Annotated in this window: 21 protein-coding genes; 15 read left to right on the top strand and 6 right to left on the bottom strand. The window is 71.1% G+C overall.

What is annotated here, in order from left to right:
* The first annotated feature begins 7 nt into the window (after positions 1-7).
* The 5 genes from htpX to FHU36_RS03290 all read left to right on the top strand — a co-directional run bounded on the left by htpX (position 8) and on the right by FHU36_RS03290 (position 5,890).
* Positions 8-865, top strand: a complete 858-nt coding sequence (gene htpX / locus FHU36_RS03310; protein WP_221496011.1) for a zinc metalloprotease HtpX — start codon at positions 8-10, stop codon at positions 863-865.
* 2 nt (positions 866-867) lie between these two features.
* Complete coding sequence (pspAB, locus tag FHU36_RS03305; RefSeq protein WP_185082327.1) at positions 868-1,428, top strand: PspA-associated protein PspAB; 561 nt, start codon at positions 868-870, stop codon at positions 1,426-1,428.
* 25 nt (positions 1,429-1,453) lie between these two features.
* Positions 1,454-2,905, top strand: coding sequence for an alpha/beta fold hydrolase (locus FHU36_RS03300; RefSeq protein WP_185082326.1), 1,452 nt, complete (start codon positions 1,454-1,456; stop codon positions 2,903-2,905).
* 143 nt (positions 2,906-3,048) lie between these two features.
* Positions 3,049-5,235 carry a serine/threonine-protein kinase gene (locus FHU36_RS03295; protein ID WP_185082325.1) on the top strand — a complete coding sequence of 729 codons (2,187 nt, stop codon included), beginning with the start codon at positions 3,049-3,051 and terminating at the stop codon, positions 5,233-5,235.
* Positions 5,236-5,272: 37 nt separating this feature from the next.
* On the top strand, positions 5,273-5,890 hold the full coding sequence (locus tag FHU36_RS03290) for an SIMPL domain-containing protein (RefSeq protein ID WP_312891416.1): 618 nt from the start codon (positions 5,273-5,275) through the stop codon (positions 5,888-5,890).
* Positions 5,891-5,986: 96 nt separating this feature from the next.
* Here FHU36_RS03290 and nadA read toward each other — a convergent pair whose 3' ends face one another.
* Positions 5,987-7,138: a quinolinate synthase NadA gene (gene nadA / locus FHU36_RS03285; protein ID WP_185082324.1), complete on the bottom strand. Its 1,152-nt coding sequence runs from the start codon at positions 7,136-7,138 to the stop codon at positions 5,987-5,989.
* A gap of 162 nt (positions 7,139-7,300) precedes the next feature.
* Between nadA and erpA the strand changes: the two genes are divergently transcribed.
* The gene (gene erpA / locus FHU36_RS03280; RefSeq protein ID WP_101783153.1) at positions 7,301-7,654 is read left to right on the top strand and encodes an iron-sulfur cluster insertion protein ErpA; all 354 of its coding nucleotides are present in this window, start codon (positions 7,301-7,303) and stop codon (positions 7,652-7,654) included.
* 134 nt (positions 7,655-7,788) lie between these two features.
* The gene (locus tag FHU36_RS03275) at positions 7,789-8,775 is read left to right on the top strand and encodes a carbohydrate kinase family protein (RefSeq protein WP_185082323.1); all 987 of its coding nucleotides are present in this window, start codon (positions 7,789-7,791) and stop codon (positions 8,773-8,775) included.
* 117 nt (positions 8,776-8,892) lie between these two features.
* Here FHU36_RS03275 and FHU36_RS03270 read toward each other — a convergent pair whose 3' ends face one another.
* The 3 genes from FHU36_RS03270 to FHU36_RS03260 form a co-directional block, all read right to left on the bottom strand.
* Positions 8,893-9,327 (bottom strand): CBS domain-containing protein, encoded by a 435-nt coding sequence (locus FHU36_RS03270; protein ID WP_185082322.1) that lies wholly within the window; start codon positions 9,325-9,327, stop codon positions 8,893-8,895.
* A gap of 85 nt (positions 9,328-9,412) precedes the next feature.
* Positions 9,413-9,658: a sulfurtransferase TusA family protein gene (locus tag FHU36_RS03265; protein ID WP_185082321.1), complete on the bottom strand. Its 246-nt coding sequence runs from the start codon at positions 9,656-9,658 to the stop codon at positions 9,413-9,415.
* Positions 9,655-10,797 (bottom strand): cysteine desulfurase family protein, encoded by a 1,143-nt coding sequence (locus FHU36_RS03260; RefSeq protein ID WP_185082320.1) that lies wholly within the window; start codon positions 10,795-10,797, stop codon positions 9,655-9,657. The genes FHU36_RS03265 and FHU36_RS03260 overlap by 4 nt, the downstream gene beginning before the upstream one ends.
* A 237-nt stretch (positions 10,798-11,034) precedes the next feature.
* Between FHU36_RS03260 and ctaC the strand changes: the two genes are divergently transcribed.
* The 4 genes from ctaC to FHU36_RS03240 all read left to right on the top strand — a co-directional run bounded on the left by ctaC (position 11,035) and on the right by FHU36_RS03240 (position 15,240).
* The gene (ctaC, locus tag FHU36_RS03255; RefSeq protein ID WP_246501934.1) at positions 11,035-11,829 is read left to right on the top strand and encodes an aa3-type cytochrome oxidase subunit II; all 795 of its coding nucleotides are present in this window, start codon (positions 11,035-11,037) and stop codon (positions 11,827-11,829) included.
* Positions 11,826-13,487, top strand: a complete 1,662-nt coding sequence (ctaD, locus tag FHU36_RS03250) for an aa3-type cytochrome oxidase subunit I (protein ID WP_185082318.1) — start codon at positions 11,826-11,828, stop codon at positions 13,485-13,487. The genes ctaC and ctaD overlap by 4 nt, the downstream gene beginning before the upstream one ends.
* Complete coding sequence (locus tag FHU36_RS03245; protein WP_185082317.1) at positions 13,487-13,900, top strand: cytochrome c oxidase subunit 4; 414 nt, start codon at positions 13,487-13,489, stop codon at positions 13,898-13,900. The genes ctaD and FHU36_RS03245 overlap by 1 nt, the downstream gene beginning before the upstream one ends.
* 137 nt (positions 13,901-14,037) lie before the next feature.
* A complete protein-coding gene (locus FHU36_RS03240) occupies positions 14,038-15,240 on the top strand; it encodes a L,D-transpeptidase (protein WP_312891415.1) in 1,203 nt (400 codons plus the stop codon).
* Between the two features lie 234 nt (positions 15,241-15,474).
* Here the strand turns inward: FHU36_RS03240 and trpD are convergent, their stop codons facing one another.
* Together trpD and FHU36_RS03230 are read right to left on the bottom strand one after the other, a co-directional pair.
* Positions 15,475-16,512 (bottom strand): anthranilate phosphoribosyltransferase, encoded by a 1,038-nt coding sequence (gene trpD / locus FHU36_RS03235; protein WP_185082316.1) that lies wholly within the window; start codon positions 16,510-16,512, stop codon positions 15,475-15,477.
* 9 nt (positions 16,513-16,521) lie between these two features.
* Positions 16,522-16,920: a response regulator transcription factor gene (locus FHU36_RS03230; protein WP_185084581.1), complete on the bottom strand. Its 399-nt coding sequence runs from the start codon at positions 16,918-16,920 to the stop codon at positions 16,522-16,524.
* A 197-nt stretch (positions 16,921-17,117) separates the two neighbouring features.
* Here FHU36_RS03230 and ctaE point away from each other — a divergent pair, with 197 nt between their 5' ends.
* The 4 genes from ctaE to qcrB are packed head-to-tail and all read left to right on the top strand — an operon-like array spanning position 17,118 to position 21,377.
* The gene (ctaE, locus tag FHU36_RS03225; RefSeq protein ID WP_185082315.1) at positions 17,118-17,771 is read left to right on the top strand and encodes an aa3-type cytochrome oxidase subunit III; all 654 of its coding nucleotides are present in this window, start codon (positions 17,118-17,120) and stop codon (positions 17,769-17,771) included.
* Between the two features lie 14 nt (positions 17,772-17,785).
* Positions 17,786-18,595 (top strand): cytochrome bc1 complex diheme cytochrome c subunit, encoded by an 810-nt coding sequence (gene qcrC / locus FHU36_RS03220; protein WP_185082314.1) that lies wholly within the window; start codon positions 17,786-17,788, stop codon positions 18,593-18,595.
* A complete protein-coding gene (gene qcrA / locus FHU36_RS03215; protein WP_185082313.1) occupies positions 18,592-19,719 on the top strand; it encodes a cytochrome bc1 complex Rieske iron-sulfur subunit in 1,128 nt (375 codons plus the stop codon). Before qcrC ends, qcrA begins: the two co-directional genes overlap by 4 nt.
* Positions 19,716-21,377, top strand: a complete 1,662-nt coding sequence (gene qcrB / locus FHU36_RS03210) for a cytochrome bc1 complex cytochrome b subunit (RefSeq protein WP_185082312.1) — start codon at positions 19,716-19,718, stop codon at positions 21,375-21,377. Before qcrA ends, qcrB begins: the two co-directional genes overlap by 4 nt.
* Positions 21,378-21,777 lie beyond the last annotated feature (400 nt).

Genomic DNA, 21,777 nt, shown 5'->3' with positions numbered 1-21,777 from the left:
CCGCCGCATGGTCGTGACGATGTTCCTGCTCGGGCTCCTCTACGTGGTGTTCGTCGGCGTCCTCGTCGCCCTGGGCGTACGGGCGCTGACCGTGCTGCTGATCGCCGGGGGCCTGCTGCTGGCGCAGTACTTCCTGTCCGACCGCATCGCCCTGTACGGGATGGGCGGCCGGGAGGTGTCGCCACAGGAGGCTCCCGAACTCCACGGGCTCGTCGACCGGCTGTGCGCCATGGCCGACATGCCCAAGCCGCGGGTGGCGATCGCCGACTCCGACGTCCCCAACGCCTTCGCCACCGGCCGCGACCGAAGGCACGCCGTCGTCTGCGTGACGACCGGCCTCCTGCGCCGCCTCGACCGGCGTGAGCTCGAGGGAGTGCTGGCCCACGAGCTCTCGCACGTCGCCCACCGCGACGTGGCCGTCATGACGATCGCCTCCTTCCTCGGCGTCGTCGCCGGGCTGATGACGCGGGTCGCCCTCTACACGGGGTTCGGCGGGCGTCGCTCCGACGGCCAGGGCGGGTTGCCGATCGGGCTGGTCATCATGCTGGTGTCCGTCCTGGTGTACGCGGTCAGCTTCGTGCTCACCCGGGCCCTGTCGCGCTACCGCGAGCTGGCCGCCGACCGGGCGGGAGCCCTGCTCACCCAGCAGCCGTCGGTGCTGGCCGGCGCACTGACCAAGATCAGCGGCGAGATGGCCCGGATCCCGACGCGCGACCTGCGCGAGGCCGAGCCGTTCAACGCCTTCTACTTCGCTCCGGCGCTCGCCTCGGGCGCCGGCCTGGCCGCCCTGTTCGCCACCCACCCGCCGCTGGAACGGCGGCTGCAGCAGCTCGCGGAGATCTCCGCGCAGCTCGGGAGGGGCTGACGATGGGCTGGCTGGACGCGATCCTGGGCCGGTCGAAGCCGGCCCCGCCCGACCTCGACGCGCTGTTCGCGCTCCCGTCGGCCGCCGTGACGCTGCGCGCCGCCACCGGTTTGGAGCCGACGGGGCTGGGCTCGGTCGCCTACCGCGAGGCCGAGGGCGTCGCGTTCGCCGCCGCCGAGCGCGACGCCAAGGCGCTGCTCGGCGACCGGGTGGAGGAGTCGGCCGACGACTACGGCTACACCTGGCTGCTGGTGCGCCGCCCGCCCGACGCGACCGCCGACCTGGTGACCGAGCTGCACGCGATCAACTCCACCCTGGAGGGCGCCGGGTTCGGGCCGTCGCTGCTGTGCTCCCTGGTGTCCTTCGCCGACCCGGCCGAGGGGCGGCGGCTGGCCGTCGTCTACCTCTACAAGCGGGGCACCTTCTACCCGTTCGCCCCCCTTCCCGACCGGCGGCGCGACAACGCCCTCGAACTCCAGGCGCGCGGCGTCCTCGAAGGAGAGCTCCGCATCGAGCCGGATCTCGGCAGATGGTTCCCGGTCTGGGGCGCTCCAGGGCTCTGATCACGTTAAGTGGTCTAATGACCACGTGGAGCGAAGACTCGTGGTGCTCGCGGCCTCCGCGTTCATCGTGGCGGCCGTGCTGTCCTGCGCGTGGGTGACGGGACAGTTCACCACGCCGGCCGTGGACCGGACCGGCGGTTACGTCGGCGAGCTGGCCGCCCGCGACCAGCCGTGGACCCGGCTGTTCCGGACGACCGACGCGCTGGCGGGCCTGGCGTGCCTGGCGGGCGTGGCGCTGGTGCCCAGGGCGCGGCGGCAGTGGGCCGGCTGGCTGGCGATGGCCGTCTTCGGCGCGTTCACGATCGCCGGGAGCGTGTTCCCGTACGACTGCGCCGTGCTCAGCGACGCCGGCTGCGGGCGCGGGCCGCTGTCGCCGGCGCACCACGCGCACGTGGCCGCCGCGGTGCTGTCCGCCGCCGCCGTCCTGGCCGCGATGGCGCTGCTGACCCGGCGCTGGCACGCCTGGGGGGCCTCCCTGATCACGGGCGCCACGTTCGGCGTCACCGCGCTCACGCTCGCCGCCGTCGCCTCCGGCCGGCTGGCCGGAGCCGTCCAGCGCGTGCAGGTGCTGCTCGTCGCGTGCTGGCTGGTGTACCTCGCGCTGCGGCTGCTCATCGCCGAGCCGCCGTCGCGCCGGCCGCGCCGGCAGCACGTGCTCGCCGCCGGCGCCGGCCCGGCCGTGCTGGTCAGCGCGGGGCCCGCGGGCGCGTGGTTCCACTGGGAGCTGGTCGCCCGCGAACTGGCGCGCGGGCACCGGGTGACCCGCTTCGACCGACCCGGCCTCGGGCTCAGCCCCGCCTCGCCCGTCCCGCCCACCCTGTACGGCGAGGCGGCCCGCCTGGCGGCCCTGGCCCCGCCCCACCCGTCGCAGGTGACCGTCGTGGCCGGCTCGGTCGCCGCCTGGCACGCGGAGGCGTTCGCCCGGCTGCACCCGTTGCGCGTGTCCAAGCTCGTCCTGGTCAACCCCGCCTGCGAGCGGGGCCGGCGCCCGTGCGGGTACGCCCTGGGCCGCCTCCGCCTCCGCGTCGGCGGGCCCGCGCCCCGAGGTGCTGTGTCCGCGGGGCGTGTGCTCGGCGGGCGGGTGCCCGGGGGGTCCGCGTTCGGGCGGGCGGTCGGGCCGTGGATGCCCGCCCTGGGCGGCACCTGGGGCGCCACCGCGCTGGCGCGGCTGACCGGTCCGGCCGCCCACCGGATGCTCACCGGCCTGGCCGACGGGTACGGCGTCTACCGGCGCGGCCGGGTGCTGGCCGCCGTGGCGGGGGAGTGGCTGGCCCGCCGCGAGATGGCCGCCGACCTGCGGCGCATCCGGGCCGCCCATCCGCTGCCCGACGTGCCGGTCACCGTGATCAGTTCGGGCAGGGGGAGCCGCTGCCGGGCGCGGGTGGCGGGCCTCCTGGACGCCAAGCTGGTCCGCCTGCCCGGCTGCGGCCGGCACGTCCACCTCGACGACCCGGGCGCGATCACCGACGCCGTCTGACGGCCGCGAGGTGATCGGGCGGCGCCGCCCCGGCGAAGGGCTGACGCGTGGGCCCGCGAACCACCAGAATGGCGGCAAAGAAGCCGAAAGTGGGGGTGGGAATGCCGGACCTCGCGGCCCTGAGGCCAGGGGATCCCCCCTCGGTGGGTCACTACACCGTGCACGGGAGGCTCGGCGAGGGCGGCCAGGGCACCGTCTACCTCGCCACCGCTCCCGACGGGTCGCGGGTCGCGGTCAAGCTGATGCGTTCCGACCTCGCCGGGGACACCGAGGCGTCCGTGCGGTTCGTCCGCGAGGTGGCACTGGCCGGGCGGGTGGCGGCGTTCTGCACGGCCCAGGTCGTCGAGACGGGGCTGTTCGGCGACCGGCCGTACATCGTGAGCGAGTACATCGACGGCCCGACGCTCGCCGAGGTGGTGCGGGCGGAGGGACCCCGCTCGGGGACGTCGCTGCACCGCCTGGCCGTCGGCACGATCACCGCGCTGCTCGCCATCCACCAGGCCGGCATCGTGCACCGCGACTTCAAGCCGTCGAACGTGCTGCTCGGCTCCGACGGTCCCCGCGTCATCGACTTCGGCATCGCGCGGGCACTCGACCTGACCTCCTCGCTCACCGCCAGCGCCATCGGGACGCCGTCGTTCATGGCGCCCGAGCAGCTCACCGACGCCACTCCCGGCCCGGCGACCGACATGTTCGCCTGGGCGTGCACGCTCCTGTACGCGGCGTCGGGGCAGCCGCCGTTCGGGCACGACAGCCTGGCCGCCGTCGTCAACCGGATCGCGCACGCCGAGCCCGACGTGCGGTGCGTGGACGACCCGGCGCTGCGGGCGCTGGTGACGGACTGCCTGGCCAAGGACCCGGCGCGCCGGCCGGGCGCTGGCGACGCCCTCATGCGGCTGCTCGGCCACGGCCCCTCCCCGGCCCTCCTCCAGGAGGGCACCGCCGCGGCCTCGGACACCTCAGGCCACATTCCCGGTCACGCCCCCGGCCCCGGCGCATATGCCGGGCCGCACCGGCAGCCGCCCGTCGACGGCGGTCCGTACGCCCACCGGCCATCACCCGGCAGTCCGTACGGACACCGAGCTCCCTCCGCCGGCCCGTCCGGGCACCAACCGCCACCGGGCGGCCCCTACGGACACCGACCGCCGGAGGCCGGCCCGTACGGGCAGCGGCCTCCGCACGCGGCGGCCCCCCAGCCGTTCGCGTCGCCACCCACCCGGCCCGGGGGACCGCCCGGGCCCGGCGGGCGCGGCGTGGGGTGGATCATCGCGGCGGCCGTCGCGGTCGTGGTCGCGCTGGCCGGCGCGGGCGCCTTCGCCGCCGTACGCCTGGCCGCCCAGCCCGGACCGACCACGAAGCCCGCCACCACACCCGCCACCACGCCGACCACGGCACCCACCACGTCAGCGAGCTCCCCGACGGCGACGCCCACCGGCACCGCGCCCGCCACCGGCAAGGCGATCGCGCTGCCCGGCACCTCCGTCGAGCTCCGCGAGGACGCCGCCGACCCGCTCAAGCTCGCCTCCTACAGCGTCGACGGCGGCAAGCGGATGTACCTCCGCCGCCCCGGCTCCGACCGCTTCACCCGCGACTCCCGCTACTTCGAGTACGCCCTCGACTCCACCGGCACCCGGGCCCTGGCCACCGACGTGGACTACACCGGTGACCACTACGCCCAGGTGTCGATCGTCGACCACCGCACCGGCGCCCGCCGGCCCGTCAAGCTCAGCCGCGCGCCCGTCTTCCCCACCACCCCCCGATGGTCGCCCGACGGCAGGCTCGGGCTCGTCACGCTCTACCGGGCCACGAGCGGCGAGAGCGTCGAGTACGGCTACGGCATCATCGACGTCGAGCGCGGTACGGGCCGGACCTTCCGGGTCAAGCAGAAGGGCGCGGGCGAGTGGCGCTTCTTCTGGGACGCCGGCGGCCGTGCCGTGGGCACCTGGGTGGGCGACACGATGACGTTCTACGACCTGGCCGGCGAGCCCGTGCGCAAGCTGGCCGGCCGGGGCGTGCCCATCTGGGTGGAGGGCGAGGACGTCTCGCCGTCCGGCGGGTTGTTCCTCGCCTCCTGCTCCTCCGGTGGCCGCATGATCTGCGCCTACCCCACCACGGACGGCGACGCCGAGCCCCGCGTGGTCCCGTTCGCGGGCACGCGCCTCATCGGCTGGTGGGACGAGGAGCATCTGGCCGGCTGGCGACCCAAGGGCGGCGGGTACGAGGCGGTGGTGGTGGACATGCGCGGGCAGGTGACCCGGGTGCTGGCCACGGCGCGCAGCAAGGCCGAGTTCGACGACATGGGGTTGCGCTTCAGCCGGGGCACACCGTAGCCGACCAGTTGGCCGATCCACGACCGAAGGGGTGCACGTGAGCATCGAACACGAGCAGATCGCCGTCGCCGGTGAGGGATCGGTGGACGCGGTCCCCGACGTCATGCGGCTGAGCGCGGGCGTCGAGGTACGCAGGGCCTCGGCGGCCGAGGCGTTCGCCGAGGTCAGGGCCGCCGCGGCGCGCCTGGCCGGCGTGCTGCGGCAGGCGGGCGTCGCCGAGCGGGACCTGCGCACCACGGAGTTGTCGCTGGGCCCGGAGTACGACGCCTATCCCAAGGTGGCGGCCTACCGGGCGGCCCAGGGCGTCGAGGCCGTGGTCCGCGACCTGACGCGGGCCGACAGGGTCATCGACGCGGTGGCCGGGGTGGGGGAGGAGGCGCGGCTCGGCGGGGTGGCGTTCGAGCTGTCGGACCCGGCCGGGGCGCTCGCCGCCGCCCGCGCCAGGGCGTTCGCCGACGCCGCCGCCAAGGCCGAGCAGTACGCCGGGCTCGCCGGGCGGCCCCTCGGCCGGGTCGTCTCCGTCTCGGAGGAGGCGGTGGGCGGGCCGCGGCCGCTGGAGTACGCCACCATGGCCGCGGCCGACAGCGGATCGGTCAGCCCCGGACGCCAGGCCCTCACGGTCGGCGTCCGGGTGGTCTACGCCTTCGGCGACTGAACCGCCGCCGGGCCGCCCCCGAAGCCGCCCCGGGCCGCCCCGCCGCGCCGCCGCGCCGTCGCGGCGGCTCGGCGGGGCCGCCACAAGAGCCCGCCGTTACGGCAGCGCCAGCATGCGGTCGAGGGCGACGCGGGCCCAGTGGGAGGTGTCGTCGTCCACCGTGATCTGGTTGACCACCTCGCCCAGCGCCAGCGACTCCAGCGCCCACACCAGGTGCGGCAGGTCGATCCGGTTCATGGTGGAGCAGTAGCAGACCGTGCGGTCGAGGAACGACACGTTCTTGTCCGGGAACATCTGCGCGAGCCGCTTGACCAGGTTGAGCTCGGTGCCGACGGCCCAGCTCGACCCGGCGGGCGCCGCCTCCAGCGCCTTGATGATGTACTCGGTGGAGCCGACCTGGTCGGCCTTCAGCACCACCTCGTGCCGGCACTCGGGGTGGACGAGCACGTTCACGCCCGGGATGCGCCGCCGCACGTCGTCGACCGACTCGGCGGTGAATCGACCGTGCACCGAGCAGTGGCCCTTCCACAGGATCATCTTCGCCCGCTCCAACTGCTCGCGGGTCAGTCCGCCGTTGGGCCGGTGCGGGTTCCACACGACGCAGTCGTCGAGCGACAGGCCCATCTCCAGCACCGCCGTGTTGCGGCCCAGGTGCTGGTCGGGCAGGAACAGCACCTTCTCGCCCTGCTCGAAGGCCCAGTCCAGGGCGCGCCTGGCGTTGGAGGAGGTGCAGACCACGCCGCCGTTCCTGCCGCAGAACGCCTTGATGTCGGCGCTGGAGTTCATGTATGTGACGGGAATCACCTGGCCGGCCAGGCCCGCGTCCTCCAGCGCCTCCCAGCACTCCTCGACCTGGTCGAACGTGGCCATGTCGGCCATCGAGCAGCCGGCCGCCAGGTCCGGGAGCACCACCTTCTGGGAGTCGCCGGTCAGGATGTCGGCCGACTCGGCCATGAAGTGCACGCCGCAGAAGACGATGTACTCCGCCTCCGGCCGGGCCGCGGCCAGCCGCGCCAGCTTGAACGAGTCGCCCGTCACGTCGGCGAACTGGATGACCTCGTCGCGCTGATAGTGGTGGCCCAACACGAACAGCCGGTCGCCGAGCGCCTCCTTGGCCTTGCGGGCCCGTTCGACCAGGTCGGGGTCGGAGGCGGGCGGCAGTTCGCCCGGACAGTCGACACCCCGCTCGGCGTGCGGATCGGCCTCCTGGCCGAGGACGAAGAGCGGCAGCCCAGTCTGGGTGGCCATGGCCACACCCCCTTATCGTCTAAGTGACGATACCCATCATGGCACACGGTTCGCGGTGTTCCGCCCGGGGGTGAGGGGGCGGGGAATGTTACGCACCCGGCGGGAGTTGGTAGCGTCTAGGTAGGACGTCAGAAACAGACAGCCGGGTTAGGGAGTCAGCAGATGACGGTTGAGAGCAGCGAGACCACAGCGCAGGGCCTGATCCTGACTGACGCGGCCGCCGCCAAGGTCAAGAGCCTGCTCGAGCAGCAGGGCGAGGAGGGCCTGCAGCTGCGCGTGGCCGTGCAGCCGGGTGGCTGCTCCGGCCTGCGCTACCAGCTCTTCTTCGACGACCGCTCGATGGACGGCGACGTGGTGTCGGACTTCGACGGCGTGAGCGTCGTGACCGACAGGATGAGCGCCCCCTATCTCATGGGCGCCTCCATCGACTTCGTCGACACGATCGAGAAGCAGGGGTTCACCATCGACAACCCCAACGCCACCGGTTCGTGCGCCTGCGGAGACTCCTTCAACTAGGCCTCTGACAGGTCGTCACCGGAAACGGTGTCGGACACGGTGCCGGACGGTCCCGCTCGCCTTTGTGCGTGCGGGACCTTCGCGTATCCTCGTGGGGCCCATTTGGCTTGCTGACAACGAGGAAGAAGAATCCCGTGCGCATCGCCGTCACCGGCTCCATCGCGACAGACCAACTGATGACCTTCCCAGGCAGTTTCGGCGATCAGCTCCTCGCCGAGCAGCTCGACCGGGTGTCGCTCTCGTTCCTGGTCGACGACCTGCAGATCCGTCGCGGGGGGTGCGCGGCCAACATCTCGTTCGGGATGGGATGTCTAGGCCTGGCGCCGATCCTCGTCGGGGCGGTGGGCGACGACTTCGCCGACTACCGCTCCTGGCTGGAGCGCCACGGTGTCGACTGCGCGTCCGTGCACGTCTCGCAGACCCATCACACGGCCCGTTTCCTGTGCACCACCGACGAGCACCACAACCAGATCGCCTCCTTCTACACCGGCGCGATGGCCGAGGCGCGGCTCATCGAGCTGCAGCCCGTCGCCGACCGCGTGGGCGGCCTCGACCTGGTGCTGATCAGCCCCAACGACCCCGACGCGATGCTGCGCCACACCGATGAGTGCCGCCAGCGCGGCATCCCGTTCGCCGCCGACCCGTCGCAGCAGCTCGCGCGCATGGCCGACGAGCAGATCCGCGAGCTGGTCGACGGCGCCGCCTACCTGTTCTCCAACGACTACGAGAAGGGGCTCATCGAGCAGAAGACCGGCTGGTCCGACGAGCAGATCCTCGACCGGGTCGGCGTACGCGTCACCACGCTCGGCCCCAAGGGCGCCGTCATCGACCGCAAGGGTGAGCCGTCCATCCACGTGGCGCCCGCCCCCGAGCTGGGCAAGGCCGACCCCACCGGCGTCGGCGACGCCTTCCGCGCCGGGTTCCTCGCCGGGCTCGCGTGGGGGCTGTCGCCGGAGCGCTGCGGCCAGATCGGCAACCTCACCGCCACCCACGTGCTGGAGCGCGTCGGCGGCCAGGAGTACGAGCTGGGGCAGAAGGTCTTCCTGGAGCGGTTCGCCGCCGCGTACGGGGCCGACGCCGCCGCCGAGGTCGGCGCGCACGTCCGCTGCCACCACGCCTGACCCGCCCCTCTCGGCCGGCCCCGAACGCGAGCGTCCCCGCCGTGCGCTTCCGCGCGGCGGGGACGGTCTTCTGGCGTGCGGCCACCGGCCGGCGTGCGGCCCGGCCGGACGGGCGCGTCAGTCGCGCGCGTAGACGCGGTGGACGAACTCGGCGAGCTGGTCGTCGGGCAGGTGCCTGGCGAGGTCCGCCTCGGTGATCATGCCCACGATGTGCTCGGACTCGACGACGGGCAGCCGCTTGATCTGGTGCCGCTCCATCTGGTCGAGCGCCTCGTGGATCGGGGTGTCGGGTGTCACCGAAACCAGGCCGGTCGCGAGGTCGGCCGCGCGTACCGAGGCGGGGTCGTGGCCCTGGGCCACGCACTTGATCACGATGTCGCGGTCGGTGATGATGCCCACGACGCGGTCGTCCGGCCCGCAGACGGGCAGCGCGCCGACGCCGCGGTCGCGCATCATCTGCGCGGCCCTGTCAAGGGTCTCGTGCAGCGAGAGGCACTCGGCGCCCGGATGCATGACGTCACGGGCGGTCTCGTGCGGGTGTCCTGCGGTCATCTCTGTCTCCCCGAAGGTTGGCGATGGTCCGCAGAACGCCTTACCCATACCGGACAAAATGCCACATGCCCCGACAAATCGCTCGTCAGTAGTTGCGCCGGACGTGGATCGCCCACCCGCCCCCCGGCAGCTCGTACGAGCCCACGTGGCGGTGCGACTTCAGCCGGCACCAGGCCGGCACGTCGGTGTAGGCGGCCGGGTCGTCGGCCAGCACGGCCACCACGGCGTTGAGCGGCACGTAGTTGATCTGCTCGGCGAGCATGATGATCGGGATCGGGCACTTCTTCCCGAGCGCGTCGATCGTCAGCGCGGGCTGAGTAACGTCGGTCATGCGACTCCTGCGTCCTGGCGGATCCGGCGCACCGCGTCGGGCAGCACGGCGAGAAACCTGTCGACCTCCGCCGCAGAGGCGCCCCTGGGCAGCGAGACCCGGACATTCCCATGCGTCAGCACGCCCATCGCCTCCAGGACGTGTGATGGACGAAGCGTACTAGCGGTGCACGAACTTCCGGACGAGACGGCGAACCCGGCCCTGTCCAGCTCGGTGAGCAGCGCCTCGCCGTCGACGTACAGGCAGGAGAACGTCACGATGTGCGGGGCCCGCTCGACGGGCTCGCCGATCACCTCCACGTCCGGGACCACCTGCGGCACCGTCTCCCTGATCCGGTCGACCAGCGCCGACAGGCGCGCCCGCTCCGACTCGGCCTCGGCCGTCACGGCGCGCAGCGCGGCGGCGGCCGCCACGACGGCGGGCACGTTCTCGAAGCCGGGGACGCGCCGGCGCTCCCGCTCGTCCTCCGGCAGGAACGAGCGGAACCGGGTGCCCTTGCGCACCGCCAGCACGCCCACCCCGGCCGGTCCGCCCCACTTGTGGGCGCTGGCCGCCAGCACCGACCAGCCGGCGGGGACGGGCAGCCGGCCCGCCGTCTGCGCCGCGTCCACGAACAGGGGGACACCGTGCCGCCGGCAGGCCTCGGCCGCCTCCGCCACCGGCTGCAGCGTGCCCACCTCGTGGTTGGCGGTCTGCAGGCAGGCCAGCGCCGTGCCCTCCCGCGCCACGGCGGCCCTGAAGGCGTCGAGATCGACCCGTCCGGTCAGGCTCACGCCCACCGTCTCGGCGGTGCCGCCGTCGCGTTCGTGGGCCTGCGCGGCGTGCAGCACGCTGGAGTGCTCGACGGCGCTCGTCACCAGATGGCGTCCGGCCCTCCGCCTGCCGTGTAGGGTGCCGAGCATGCCGAGATGCACGGCCTGCGTCCCCGAGGAGGCGAACGACACCTCGTCGGGCCGCGCGCCGAGCGCCTCGGCCACCTCCGCGCGGGCCTGCTCCAGCAGCAGGTGGGCGCGGCGGGCCTGGTTGTAGAGCCTCGCGGGGTCGGCCCAGCCGGCGTCGATCGCCGTCAGGAGCGCCTCGCGCGCCTGGGGGTGCAGCGGCTCGGTGGAGGCCGCGTCGAAGTACGCCACGTGACCCATCGTCCCACCCGGGGCGTGGCGCTCGCGGCGCGGCGCCGGCGCACGAACCTCGGCACGCACGGGGAGACGCACCGGCAGACGCACCGAGGGGGCGCGCGGGAGGGCGAGGCCCCTGCACGCTAATGTGTCTGCAATCAGCTGTGCATATGGAAATACGAGCGCCCAAGAGTGGCTCTTGGGCTCTATCTGTGGGGTAGGCGATCCGTGAGTCCGACTCGCCGTTCGACACGGCGTTCGTTGGCCCGGCGCGGGGTGCCGCGCGCCGCCGTTTTGGCGTTGCTGCTGGCCTCCGCTACGGCGTGTGCTAATGACGTTCCCAAGGCCGACTGGTCTCGTGGCCTCCTGCCGGAGGGCATCACCTCGCAGAGCGACACGATCGCGAGCCTCTGGAACGGGGCCTGGATCGCGGCGCTCGCCACGGGTGCCGTGGTCATCGTCCTGATCGTGTGGGCGTGCCTGTTCCACCGCAAGAGCCGGGCCAAGGCCGAGCTCCCGCCACAGGTGCGCTACAACCTGCCGATCGAGATCTTCTACACCCTCGTCCCGCTCGTCATGGTGTCGGTGTTCTTCTTCTTCACCGCGCGTGACAGCCGGACCCTGGAGGCGCTGCCCCCCAACCCGGACGTGAAGGTCAAGGTCGAGGCGTTCCAGTGGAGCTGGCGCTTCACGACGACGGTCAACGGCAAGACCCTCCCGCCGGTCGTCGGCAAGCCGGTCAGCGACTACCGCGAGGGGCCGCAGCTCGTGCTCCCGGCGGGCAAGCGCATCGAGTTCGACCTGGAGTCGCCGGACGTCATCCACTCCTTCTGGGTGCCGGCCTTCAACTTCAAGCGTGACGTCATCCCGGGCATCCGCGAGGGCAACAAGGGGCGCAGGTTCCAGGTCACCACGCTCGACACGGAGGGCGTCTACGCCGGCCGCTGCGCCGAGCTGTGCGGCGTCGACCACAGCCGCATGCTCTTCAACGTCAAGCTCGTACCACAGGGTGAGTACGACCAGTACATCGCGACCCAGGCTGGGAGTGCCCAGTGACCGCCATCCAAGAACCCCTCGCGACGACAGTCCGGCCCACTCCCAAGGGCCGGGTGATCGCCAAGTGGCTGTCCTCCACCGATCACAAGATCATCGGACACCTCTACCTGATCACGTCGTTCGCCTTCTTCCTCATCGGCGGCGTCATGGCGCTGGTGATGCGGGCCGAGCTGATGCAGCCCGAACTGCAGTTCACCACCAACGAGCAGTTCAACCAGCTGTTCACCATGCACGGCACGATCATGCTGCTGATGTTCGCCACGCCGCTGTTCGCCGGCTTCGCCAACGAGCTGATGCCGCTGCAGATCGGCGCCCCCGACGTCGCCTTCCCCCGGCTGAACATGGTGAGCTACTGGCTCTACCTGTTCGGCAGCACCATCGCGGTGGCGGGCTTCTTCACCCCGGGCGGCGCGGCCTCGTTCGGCTGGTTCGCCTACACGCCGCTGTCCAACGCGATCTACTCGCCCGGCATCGGCCCCGACCTGTGGATCATGGGTCTGACGCTGTCCGGCCTGGGCACGATCCTCGGCTCGGTCAACTTCATCACCACGATCATCTGCATGCGCGCGCCGGGCATGACGATGTTCCGGATGCCGATCTTCACCTGGAACATCCTGCTCACCAGCATGCTCGTGCTGATGGCCTTCCCCGTGCTGGCCGCCGCGCTGCTCGCCCTGGAGGCCGACCGCAAGCTGGGCACACAGATCTTCGCCATGGACAACGGCGGGCCGATGCTCTGGCAGCACCTGTTCTGGTTCTTCGGCCATCCCGAGGTCTACATCATCGCGTTGCCGTTCTTCGGCATCGTCACCGAGATCCTGCCGGTCTTCAGCCGTAAGCCGATCTTCGGTTACATCAGCCTCGTCGGCGCGACGATCTCCATCGCCGGTCTGTCGATCACGGTGTGGGCGCACCACATGTTCCCCACCGGCCAGGTGCTGCTGCCGTTCTTCTCGTTCATGACGTTCCTCATCGCGGTGCCGACGGGCGTGAAGTTCTTCAACTGGATCGGCACCATGTGGCGCGGCCACCTGAGCTTCGAGTCGCCGATGCTCTACTCGATCGGCTTCCTGATCACGTTCCTCCTGGGTGGTCTCACCGGCGTCATCCTGGCCTCGCCGCCGCTCGACTTCCACATCAGCGACACCTACTTCGTCGTCGCCCACTTCCACTACGTGGTCTTCGGCACCGTGGTGTTCGCGATGTTCGCGGGCTTCTACTTCTGGTGGCCCAAGTTCACCGGCAAGATGCTCGACGACCGGCTCGGCAAGATCCAGTTCTGGCTGCTGTTCATCGGCTTCCACAGCACGTTCCTGGTGCAGCACTGGCTGGGCGTGCTGGGCTTCCCGCGCCGCTATGCCGACTACAGCGCGATCGACGGGTTCACCGACCTCAACATGATCTCCTCGGTGGGCGCGTTCGTCCTCGGCGCCTCGACGCTGCCGTTCTTCTACAACGTCTGGAAGACCTGGCGCACCGCGCCCAAGGTCACCGTCGACGACCCGTGGGGCTTCGGCGGCTCGCTCGAGTGGGCGACCTCCTGCCCCCCGCCGCGGCACAACTTCACCTCGCTGCCGCGCATCCGGTCTGAGCGCCCCGCGTTCGACCTGCACTACCCGCACATGTCCGCCAAGTCCGCCCAGGAGGTCGAGGCCTGATGAAGGTCCAGGGTTGGCTCTTCCTGCTGTGCGGCCTGTTCTTCGCCGCGGTCGACATCGCGTACTGGTTCTGGACCAAGGCCGAGTCCGGTGTCGGCGAGCCCGTCGGCACCACGGCCATGGCCATCTCGGTCGGCTTCGCCTTCATGGTGGGCTACTACCTGATGTTCACGGCCCGGCGCATCGGCAACCAGCCGGAGGACGACAAGCAGGCCGAGATCAGCGACGGCGCCGGTGAGATCGGCTTCTTCAGCCCGAGCAGCTGGTGGCCGCTGTTCCTGTGCCTGGCGGCCGCCTTCGCCTTCGCCGGGTTCGTGATCGGTCTGTGGATGTTCCTGATCGGCGTGTTCATGGTGATCATGGCCATGATCGGGTTCGTGTTCCAGTACTACCGGGGCAACTTCTCGCACTGACGTACGGCTGCCGAGCGGGCGTCCTCCCACGGGAGGGCGCCCGCTTTTTTGCCTGCCTTTACAGGACACGGATGTGACGAAAGCATCACGCTGGGTAATAGGCAGGCGAAGGGACCGAACGGGACGGGGGAGTACTCGTGGGGCGCCTTGCTGTTGGATCTGCCGGCCTGCTGGCCCTGTCTCTGCTGATGGCGTGCTCCACCGAGGAGAAGGTACCCCAGCGCGCCGCCGGGTCAACGTCCGCGCCGGACGTCGTCGTGGCCGTCACGCCTCTCGACAGGTCCGGCAACGTCCCCACGGACAAGACGGTGGTCGTCGCCGCGCACGGCGGCACGCTCAAGAACGTCCGCGTGGCCGGCAAGCAGGGCGAGCTGCCCGGCGTGATCAGCGCCGACGGCACCCGCTGGCGCAGCAACCGCACCGCCAGGCCCGGCACCACCTACACGGTCACCTCGCTCGCCGTGAACGCCGCGGGCAGGGAGAAGCGGACCACCAGCACGTTCTCGACCGTGAAGGCGGCCAAGACGTTCGACATCGCGCAGCTCACCCCGAGCAAGGACTACACCGGCCTGACGGTCGGCGTCGGCATGCCCATCATGATCGCCTTCGACCAGCCCGTCACCGACCGCGTCTCCATCGAGCGCAACCTCACCGTCCGCACCTCCAAGCCGGTCCACGGCGCCTGGCACTGGTTCGACGACCAGCACGTGGACTTCCGGCCGGACGAGTACTGGCCCGCCCACACCAGGGTCCGCCTGGAGGCCCGCCTGGCGGGCGTGCGCGGCGGCGAGGGCCTGTACGGCAAGCGCGACGTGACGCTCGACTTCAAGATCGGCCGCTCGCAGATCACCAAGGGCAGCACCCAGGAGCACGTCCTGCACGTCGTCCGCGACGGCAAGAGGGTCCGCTCCATGCCGATGAGCGCCGGCAAGGGCGGCGTCTGGAAGTACTACACGACCTCCGGCGTGCACCTGGCCATGTCACGCGAACCCGTCACCATCATGACCTCGCCCGGCATCGGGCCCGGCCAGTCCGGCTACTACCGGCTGACGGTGTACAACACGGTCCGCATCTCCAACAGCGGCGAGTACGTGCACAGCGCGCCCTGGTCGGTGGGGTCGCAGGGCAACTCCAACGTCAGTCACGGCTGCGTGAACGTCAGCCCGGCGAACGCCAAGTGGTTCATCGACAACACGCTGATCGGCGACCCGATCATCATCACGGGCTCGCCCCGGAAGCTGGAGCCGACCAACGGGTGGGGCCACTGGCAGGAGAACTGGAAGCAGTGGCTCCAGTGGAGCTCCACCAAGGACGGCCCCACCCTGCCCCTGGACATCTGATCGACGACCGCGCCGCTCCGGGCAGGACCTGCGCGAAGAGGCACGACCGGCTACGAGGGCCGCATGCCCGTGGCGGCTGCGAGGACGCCTCCTCACGGCCTCCGGCGGCCGGGCCGCCCAACGGGGTGCGCGGGGGTGGTGTGCGGCCGTCTCAGGTGCTCCTGGAGCCGCCACCGGCCGTGGAGTCGTCGCTCGCCGCGCGGCCGGTCGGCCCAGCCGGGGGAGCGCCGGACGTCAGACGGCGCTGCTGACCTCGATCCAGCGGTCGAGGGTGGCGGCGGCGCGCCCGGAGTCGACGGCCTGGACCGCCCGCGCGTACGCGTCGATCATGGCGGAGTCGAGGTCGTCGGACGGGCCGTCGAGGGCGACCAGGGCGGCCGCGGCGTTGAGCAGGACCGCGTCGCGCACCGGCCCGGTCCGGCCGCCCACCAGGTCGCGCACCGCCTGCGCGTTGAAGGCGACGTCGCCGCCGCGCAGGGCGCCCGCGTCGGCGCGGGGGATGCCGAGCACTGCCGGGTCGAAGACGGTCTGGGTGGCGGCGCCGTCCCTGACCGTCCACACCGTGGAGGTGGTGGCGATCGTGAGCTCGTCGAGGCCGTCGTCGCCGCGGAAGACCAGGGCCGAGACCCCGCGCTCGGCGAAGACGCCCGCGAGCACCGGCAGCATGGCGGAGTCGTAGACGCCGATGGCCTGGGCGGCGGGGCGGGCCGGGTTGGTGAGCGGGCCGAGGAAGTTGAAGACCGTCGGAACGCCGATCTCCTTGCGCGGCGGCCCGGCGAAGCGCAGCGCCGGGTGGTAGACGGGGGCGAAGCAGAACGCGATGCCCGCCTCCCGCGCCACGCGCGCCGTCTGCTCGGGCGTGAGGTCGAGGCGGATGCCCAGGTGCTCCAGGACGTCGGCGGCGCCGCACGAGGAGGAGGCCGCCCGGTTGCCGTGCTTGACCACGCGCGCGCCCGCCGCCGCGGCCACGATGGCGGCCATGGTGGAGACGTTGACCGTGTGCGCGCGGTCGCCGCCGGTGCCGACCACGTCGACCACCGGGCCCTCCACGCTCAGCGGCGTGGCCAGATCCAGCATGGTGCGGGCCAGGCCCACCACCTCGGCCACGGTCTCGCCCTTGGCGCGCAGCGCGACGGCGAAGCCGGAGATCTGCGCGGGTGTCGCGGAGCCGGACATGATCTCCCGCATCGCCCAGGCGGTCTCGTCGGCGGTGAGATGCTCGCCGGCGAGGAGCGCCGACAGGAGGGCAGGCCAGGTCGTCCGGGCATCCACGGAAGGCACCTACTTCGCGTTGAGACGGGTCGAGGAGCGGCGGCGCATCAGGTCGGCGACGGCGTCGGCCAGCACCATCGGCTCCAGCGGCTGCGGGACGACGGCGTCGGCCTTGGACCACTCGGCCAGCCAGCGGTCGTCGCGCCGGGCGATGATCAGCAGGACGGGCGGGCAGTCGTAGACCTCGTCCTTGGCCTGGCGGCACACGCCCATGCCGCCGGCGGGCTGGGTCTCGCCGTCGAGCACGGCCACGTCGATCTCGCCGGAGCCGAGCCACTGGTGGGCCTTGGGCTCGGTGGCGCATTCGACGATCTCCACGAGGGGGAGGTCGGCCGCGGGGCGCCGGCCGAGCGCCAGGCGTACCTCCTCACGGGTGGCGGCGTCGTCGCTGTAGACGAGGACCCTCATCGTGTCGTCGGTGCTCACGGTCGCGCTCGCTATCGGTCGAAGCGGTATGGTCAACATGGGATCGTACCCGGGCGGTGGAGCGGAGTCCCAGGTCACCGTCTCCAGCAGGGCTTTCATCCCGATTATCGCAGGTCGGCGCCGCACCGCGGGCCGCTAACGGGGGGTCGTGCGCCGGACCGACCACCAGAGCCGCAATAATGCTGCCCGTGGCGACAGCATCCGCAATAACTTCGACGACGACAGCACACTCGTCCCGCAGACCCAACCTGGTCAGCGTCGGGACGATCGTCTGGCTGTCCTCTGAGCTCATGTTCTTCGCGGCGCTGTTCGCGATGTACTTCACCATCCGGTCGGTGAGCATTGGCAACGGCTTCGAGTGGGGCCCCGCCATGCTGCGCGCGGGCGCCTCCGCCGAGCAGGCCGCTCACCTGAACATCCCGTTCGCGACGGTCAACACGATCATCCTGGTGCTGTCGAGTGTGACGTGCCAGCTCGGCGTGTGGGCCGCAGAGAAGGGGCAGGTCGGCAAGCTGCGCTTCTGGTACGTCGTCAGCTTCCTGATGGGCGCGGTCTTCGTCGCCGGTCAGCTCTACGAGTACATGGAGCTGGCCAGCGAGGGCGCGACCCTGTCCGCCAACGCCTACACCTCGGTGTTCTACCTGACGACGGGCTTCCACGGCCTGCACGTGACCGGTGGCCTGATCGCGTTCCTGTTCATGCTGGGACGCACGTACGCCGCGAAGCGCTTCACGCATGAGCAGGCCACCAGCGCGATCGTCGTGTCCTACTACTGGCACTTCGTCGACGTCGTCTGGATCGGTCTTTTCGCGACCATCTACATCATTCGTTAAGGAACGGGATCTCTGTGATTAGGACCACCGCGTGGCGGCGGCATCCCCTCGCGAGATACGCCGTCCTGATTTTGGCGTTGGCGCTGGTCGGGATGGTATACGCGGCCTTCGTGCAGGCGAGCAGGCCTGCCGACGCGGCCCTCGCGTCCGGCAAGGTGGACGACGTCGCGGCCGGTAAGAGCCTGTTCCAGGTTCACTGCGCGAGCTGCCACGGCCTGAACGCGGAGGGCACCACGACCGGTCCCACGCTGATCGGCGTGGGCGCGGCGGCGGTCGACTTCCAGGTGAGCACGGGCCGCATGCCCGCGGCCAACCCGGGGGCGCAGATGCCGCGCAAGCCGATGGCCGGCTGGGTCACCCAGGACAAGATCAGGCAGCTCTCGGCCTACGTGCAGTCGCTCGGCGGCGGCCCGACGGTGCCCACCAAGGATCAGGTCGACCCCGCGAAGGGTGACGCAGGCAAGGGCGGCCAGCTGTTCCGCGCCAACTGCATCCAGTGCCACAACTGGGCGGGCGCCGGCGGCGCGCTCACGCGGGGCAAGTACGCCCCCAACCTCAACGAGGCCACGCCCGAGCAGATCTACGAGGCGATGGTCACCGGCCCGCAGGCCATGCCGGTCTTCAACGACACGACGATCACGCCCGAAGAGAAGCGTGACATGATCGCCTATGTCACCGAGGTCCGTGCGCAGAAGGACCCGGGAGGCTTCGGGCTGGGTCGCATCGGCCCCGTGACCGAGGGCCTTGTAGCGTTCATCGTGGGCATCGCCGCCCTTGCACTGGCCGCCATCTGGATCACCGCGAAGAAGCGACAGAAGTCATGACAGACAACGAGCACGAGATCGAGCAGGTCGACGAGCGCGTTCCCAAGCGCGTCATCGGCACCCCCGCACCGGGCACCTCGTTGCTCGGCGACGGGGAGTCCGCGACCGGCGGGCACGGCCCGCACGAGGCCGAGGTCTCCGGCGTGACGTTCCAGGACGAGCACAAGGCGCGCAAGGCCGAGAAGATCGTGGCGCTCTGCTTCACGGTCACGTTCGTCGCGGCCATCGTCTTCATCATCTCCTACGTGGTGTTCCAGGTCGGCAGCCTGGACGCGACCGGGCTCTCCAACCTCGCGCTCGGCGGTTCGCTGACGGTCGCGTTGCTGGGGCTGGCGATCGGCATCGTGGTCTGGGTCCGCCAGATCATGCCGAAGTACTCGTTGATCCAGGAGCGCCACCTGATGGCCTCCGACGACGACACCCGTGAGGTCGTCGCCGAGACGTTCGTCCAGGGAGCCAACGAGAGCGGGTTCGTCAAGCGGCCGCTGCTGCGCCGCACGATGCTGCTGGCCGCCGCCCCGCTCGGGCTGCTGCCGATCGTGCTGCTGCGCGACCTCGACAACTCCAAGATGCCGGCCTCCAAGTTCAACGAGACGCTGCGCCACACCGTCTGGGGCGAGAAGAACAAGGAGGGCAAGCCGCTGCGCCTCGTCGTCGAGGGCACCGGCCAGCCGATCCGCGCCGCCGACTTCAACTCGCCGGGCGGCATCCTGTCGGTCGTGCCCGAGGGCTACGAGCACGACCTCACCGCGCTCGCCAAGGCCACCCTGATCCTGATCAAGTTCCGCCCCGAAGAGATCAAGTCGGGCACGAACAAGAACTGGACCCACGACGGCATCGTGGCCTACTCCAAGATCTGCACGCACGTGGGCTGCCCGGCGGCCCTGTACGAGCAGACCACCCACCACATCCTCTGCCCCTGCCACCAGTCGACGTTCGACGCGGCCGACGGTGCCAAGGTCATCTTCGGTCCGGCCGCCCGGCCGCTGCCGCAGCTGCCGATCACGGTCGACGACCAGGGCTACCTGATCGCAACGGGCGACTTCAACGTTCCCGTCGGTCCCAGCTACTGGGAGCGCGGCGACGCCGAGGCCGAGGCCAGGTCCAAGGGAGGCCAGGCATGAGCGAGCTGACAACCGTTCCCAAGGCCATCGCGGGTCCGTCGTCGTACCTCGACGACCGCATCGGCGCCGGCAACTTCCTCAAGCGCAACCTGCGCAAGGTCTTTCCCGACCACTGGTCGTTCCTGCTCGGTGAGATCGCCCTCTACTCGTTCATCATCCTGCTGCTGACCGGCACGTTCCTGACGCTGTGGTTCAAGCCCAGCATGATGGAGGTCGCCTACGACGGCCCGTACGCGCCGCTCAAGGGCGTCATGATGTCCGAGGCGTACGCCTCGTCGCTGGAGATCAGCTTCGAGGTGCGCGGCGGTCTGCTCATGCGGCAGATGCACCACTGGGCCGCCCTGCTGTTCGTGGCGGGCATGGTCGTGCACATGCTGCGGGTGTTCTTCACCGGCGCCTACCGCAAGCCGCGCGAGCTCAACTGGATCATCGGCGTGCTGCTGCTGACGCTGGCGCTCGCCGAGGGCCTGACCGGCTACTCGCTGCCCGACGACCTGCTCTCCGGCGCGGGCCTGCGGATCACCGAGGGTGTGGCGATCTCGCTGCCGCTGGTCGGCACGTACATCACGTTCTTCCTGTTCGGCGGGGAGTTCCCGGGCAACGATGTCATCGCCCGGTTCTACTCGCTGCACATCCTGCTCATCCCAGGCATCCTGCTGGCGCTGATCTCGGCCCACATGGTGCTCATGTGGGTGCAGAAGCACACCCAGATGCCCGGTAAGGGCCGCACCGACAAGAACGTGGTGGGCGCGCCGTTCTACCCGGCCTTCATGGCCAAGGCGGGCGCGTACTTCATGTTCACGTTCGCGGTCATCGCGGGCCTGGCGACCTTCACCCAGATCAACCCGATCTGGATCTTCGGGCCCTACACGCCGGCCGACGTGTCGGCCGGTTCGCAGCCCGACTGGTACATGGGCTTCCTCGAAGGCTCGCTGCGGCTCATGCCGGCCTGGGAGATCAACATGTTCGGCACGGCCCACGCGGGCACGCTGCCGCTGAGCGTGATCATCCCGGCGCTGGTGCCGATGGGCATCGTCATGACGGGCCTGGCGCTCTACCCGTTCCTCGAACAGTGGGTGACGGGCGACCGCCGCGAGCACCACGTCGTCGACCGTCCGCGCAACAACCCGCACCGCACCTCGATCGGCGTCTCCGCGATGACGTTCTACGGTGTGCTGTGGCTGCTCGGCGCCAACGACGAGCTCTCGGCGTTCTTCCAGATCAACCTCAACTGGACGACCTACGCCGGCCGGGTGCTGGTCTTCGCCGGTCCGGCGATCGCCTACCTGGTCACCTACCGGATCTGCCTCGGCCTGCAGCGTTCCGACGCGGCGGTCATCTCGCACGGTGTCGAGTCCGGCGTCATCAAGCGGCTGCCGCACGGTGAGTTCATCGAGGTCCACACCGCTCCGGCGGACGACATCGAGGCTCACGTGCGCGGCAAGAAGCCGGTGCCCATGCTGCCGGTCGAGGAGGACCGCGCCGGCATCCCGCCCAAGGGGATGCGCGGTCCGCTCGGCAAGCTGCGCGCCCGCATGTCGAAGGCGTACGGAGGCGAGAAGATCGCGCTCGAGGAGCCGCACGGCCACGAGCACGAGGAGGAGCACGCCGCCGTCGCGTCGGGCTCGGGTGACGAGGACCGGTCGCTGACGCGCTGACGTTCCCCGGCCGCACCGGCCGACAGCCTGACCGTGGCCCGGACGGATCTCTCCGTCCGGGCCACGGCCGTTGTGTCCCGGGCACCGCTGCCGGACACGGCGATCTCAGCGGGTGACGGGCACCCCCATCCGGTGCCCGGCGACGCCCCCGTGGCCCAGCGCAGCGGCCGTCCCTCGGGCAGGTGCGTTCCCAGGGTGGCGACGATCGCCGTCCGGGTGCCCTCGTGGATCTCGGGGGCTCCCGTCCGGAGGAGCATCTCGCGCACCCCGCCCCACAGGGTGCCGGGAGCGCGTGGCCGCTTGTTCCAGGGAGGTCGGCTCGGCGACGAGCTGCTCGGTGTACGGGTGCGCCTCCTCGGCGGGTCGTCGGTGCGCGCCTTCTTGCCGAGGGTCAGGATGG

This window comes from Nonomuraea muscovyensis (assembly GCF_014207745.1).
In the GTDB taxonomy this organism is placed as follows: domain Bacteria; phylum Actinomycetota; class Actinomycetes; order Streptosporangiales; family Streptosporangiaceae; genus Nonomuraea; species Nonomuraea muscovyensis.
Note: the sequence above shows the minus strand (reverse complement) of the source record. Positions and strands in the feature narration are given on the sequence as shown.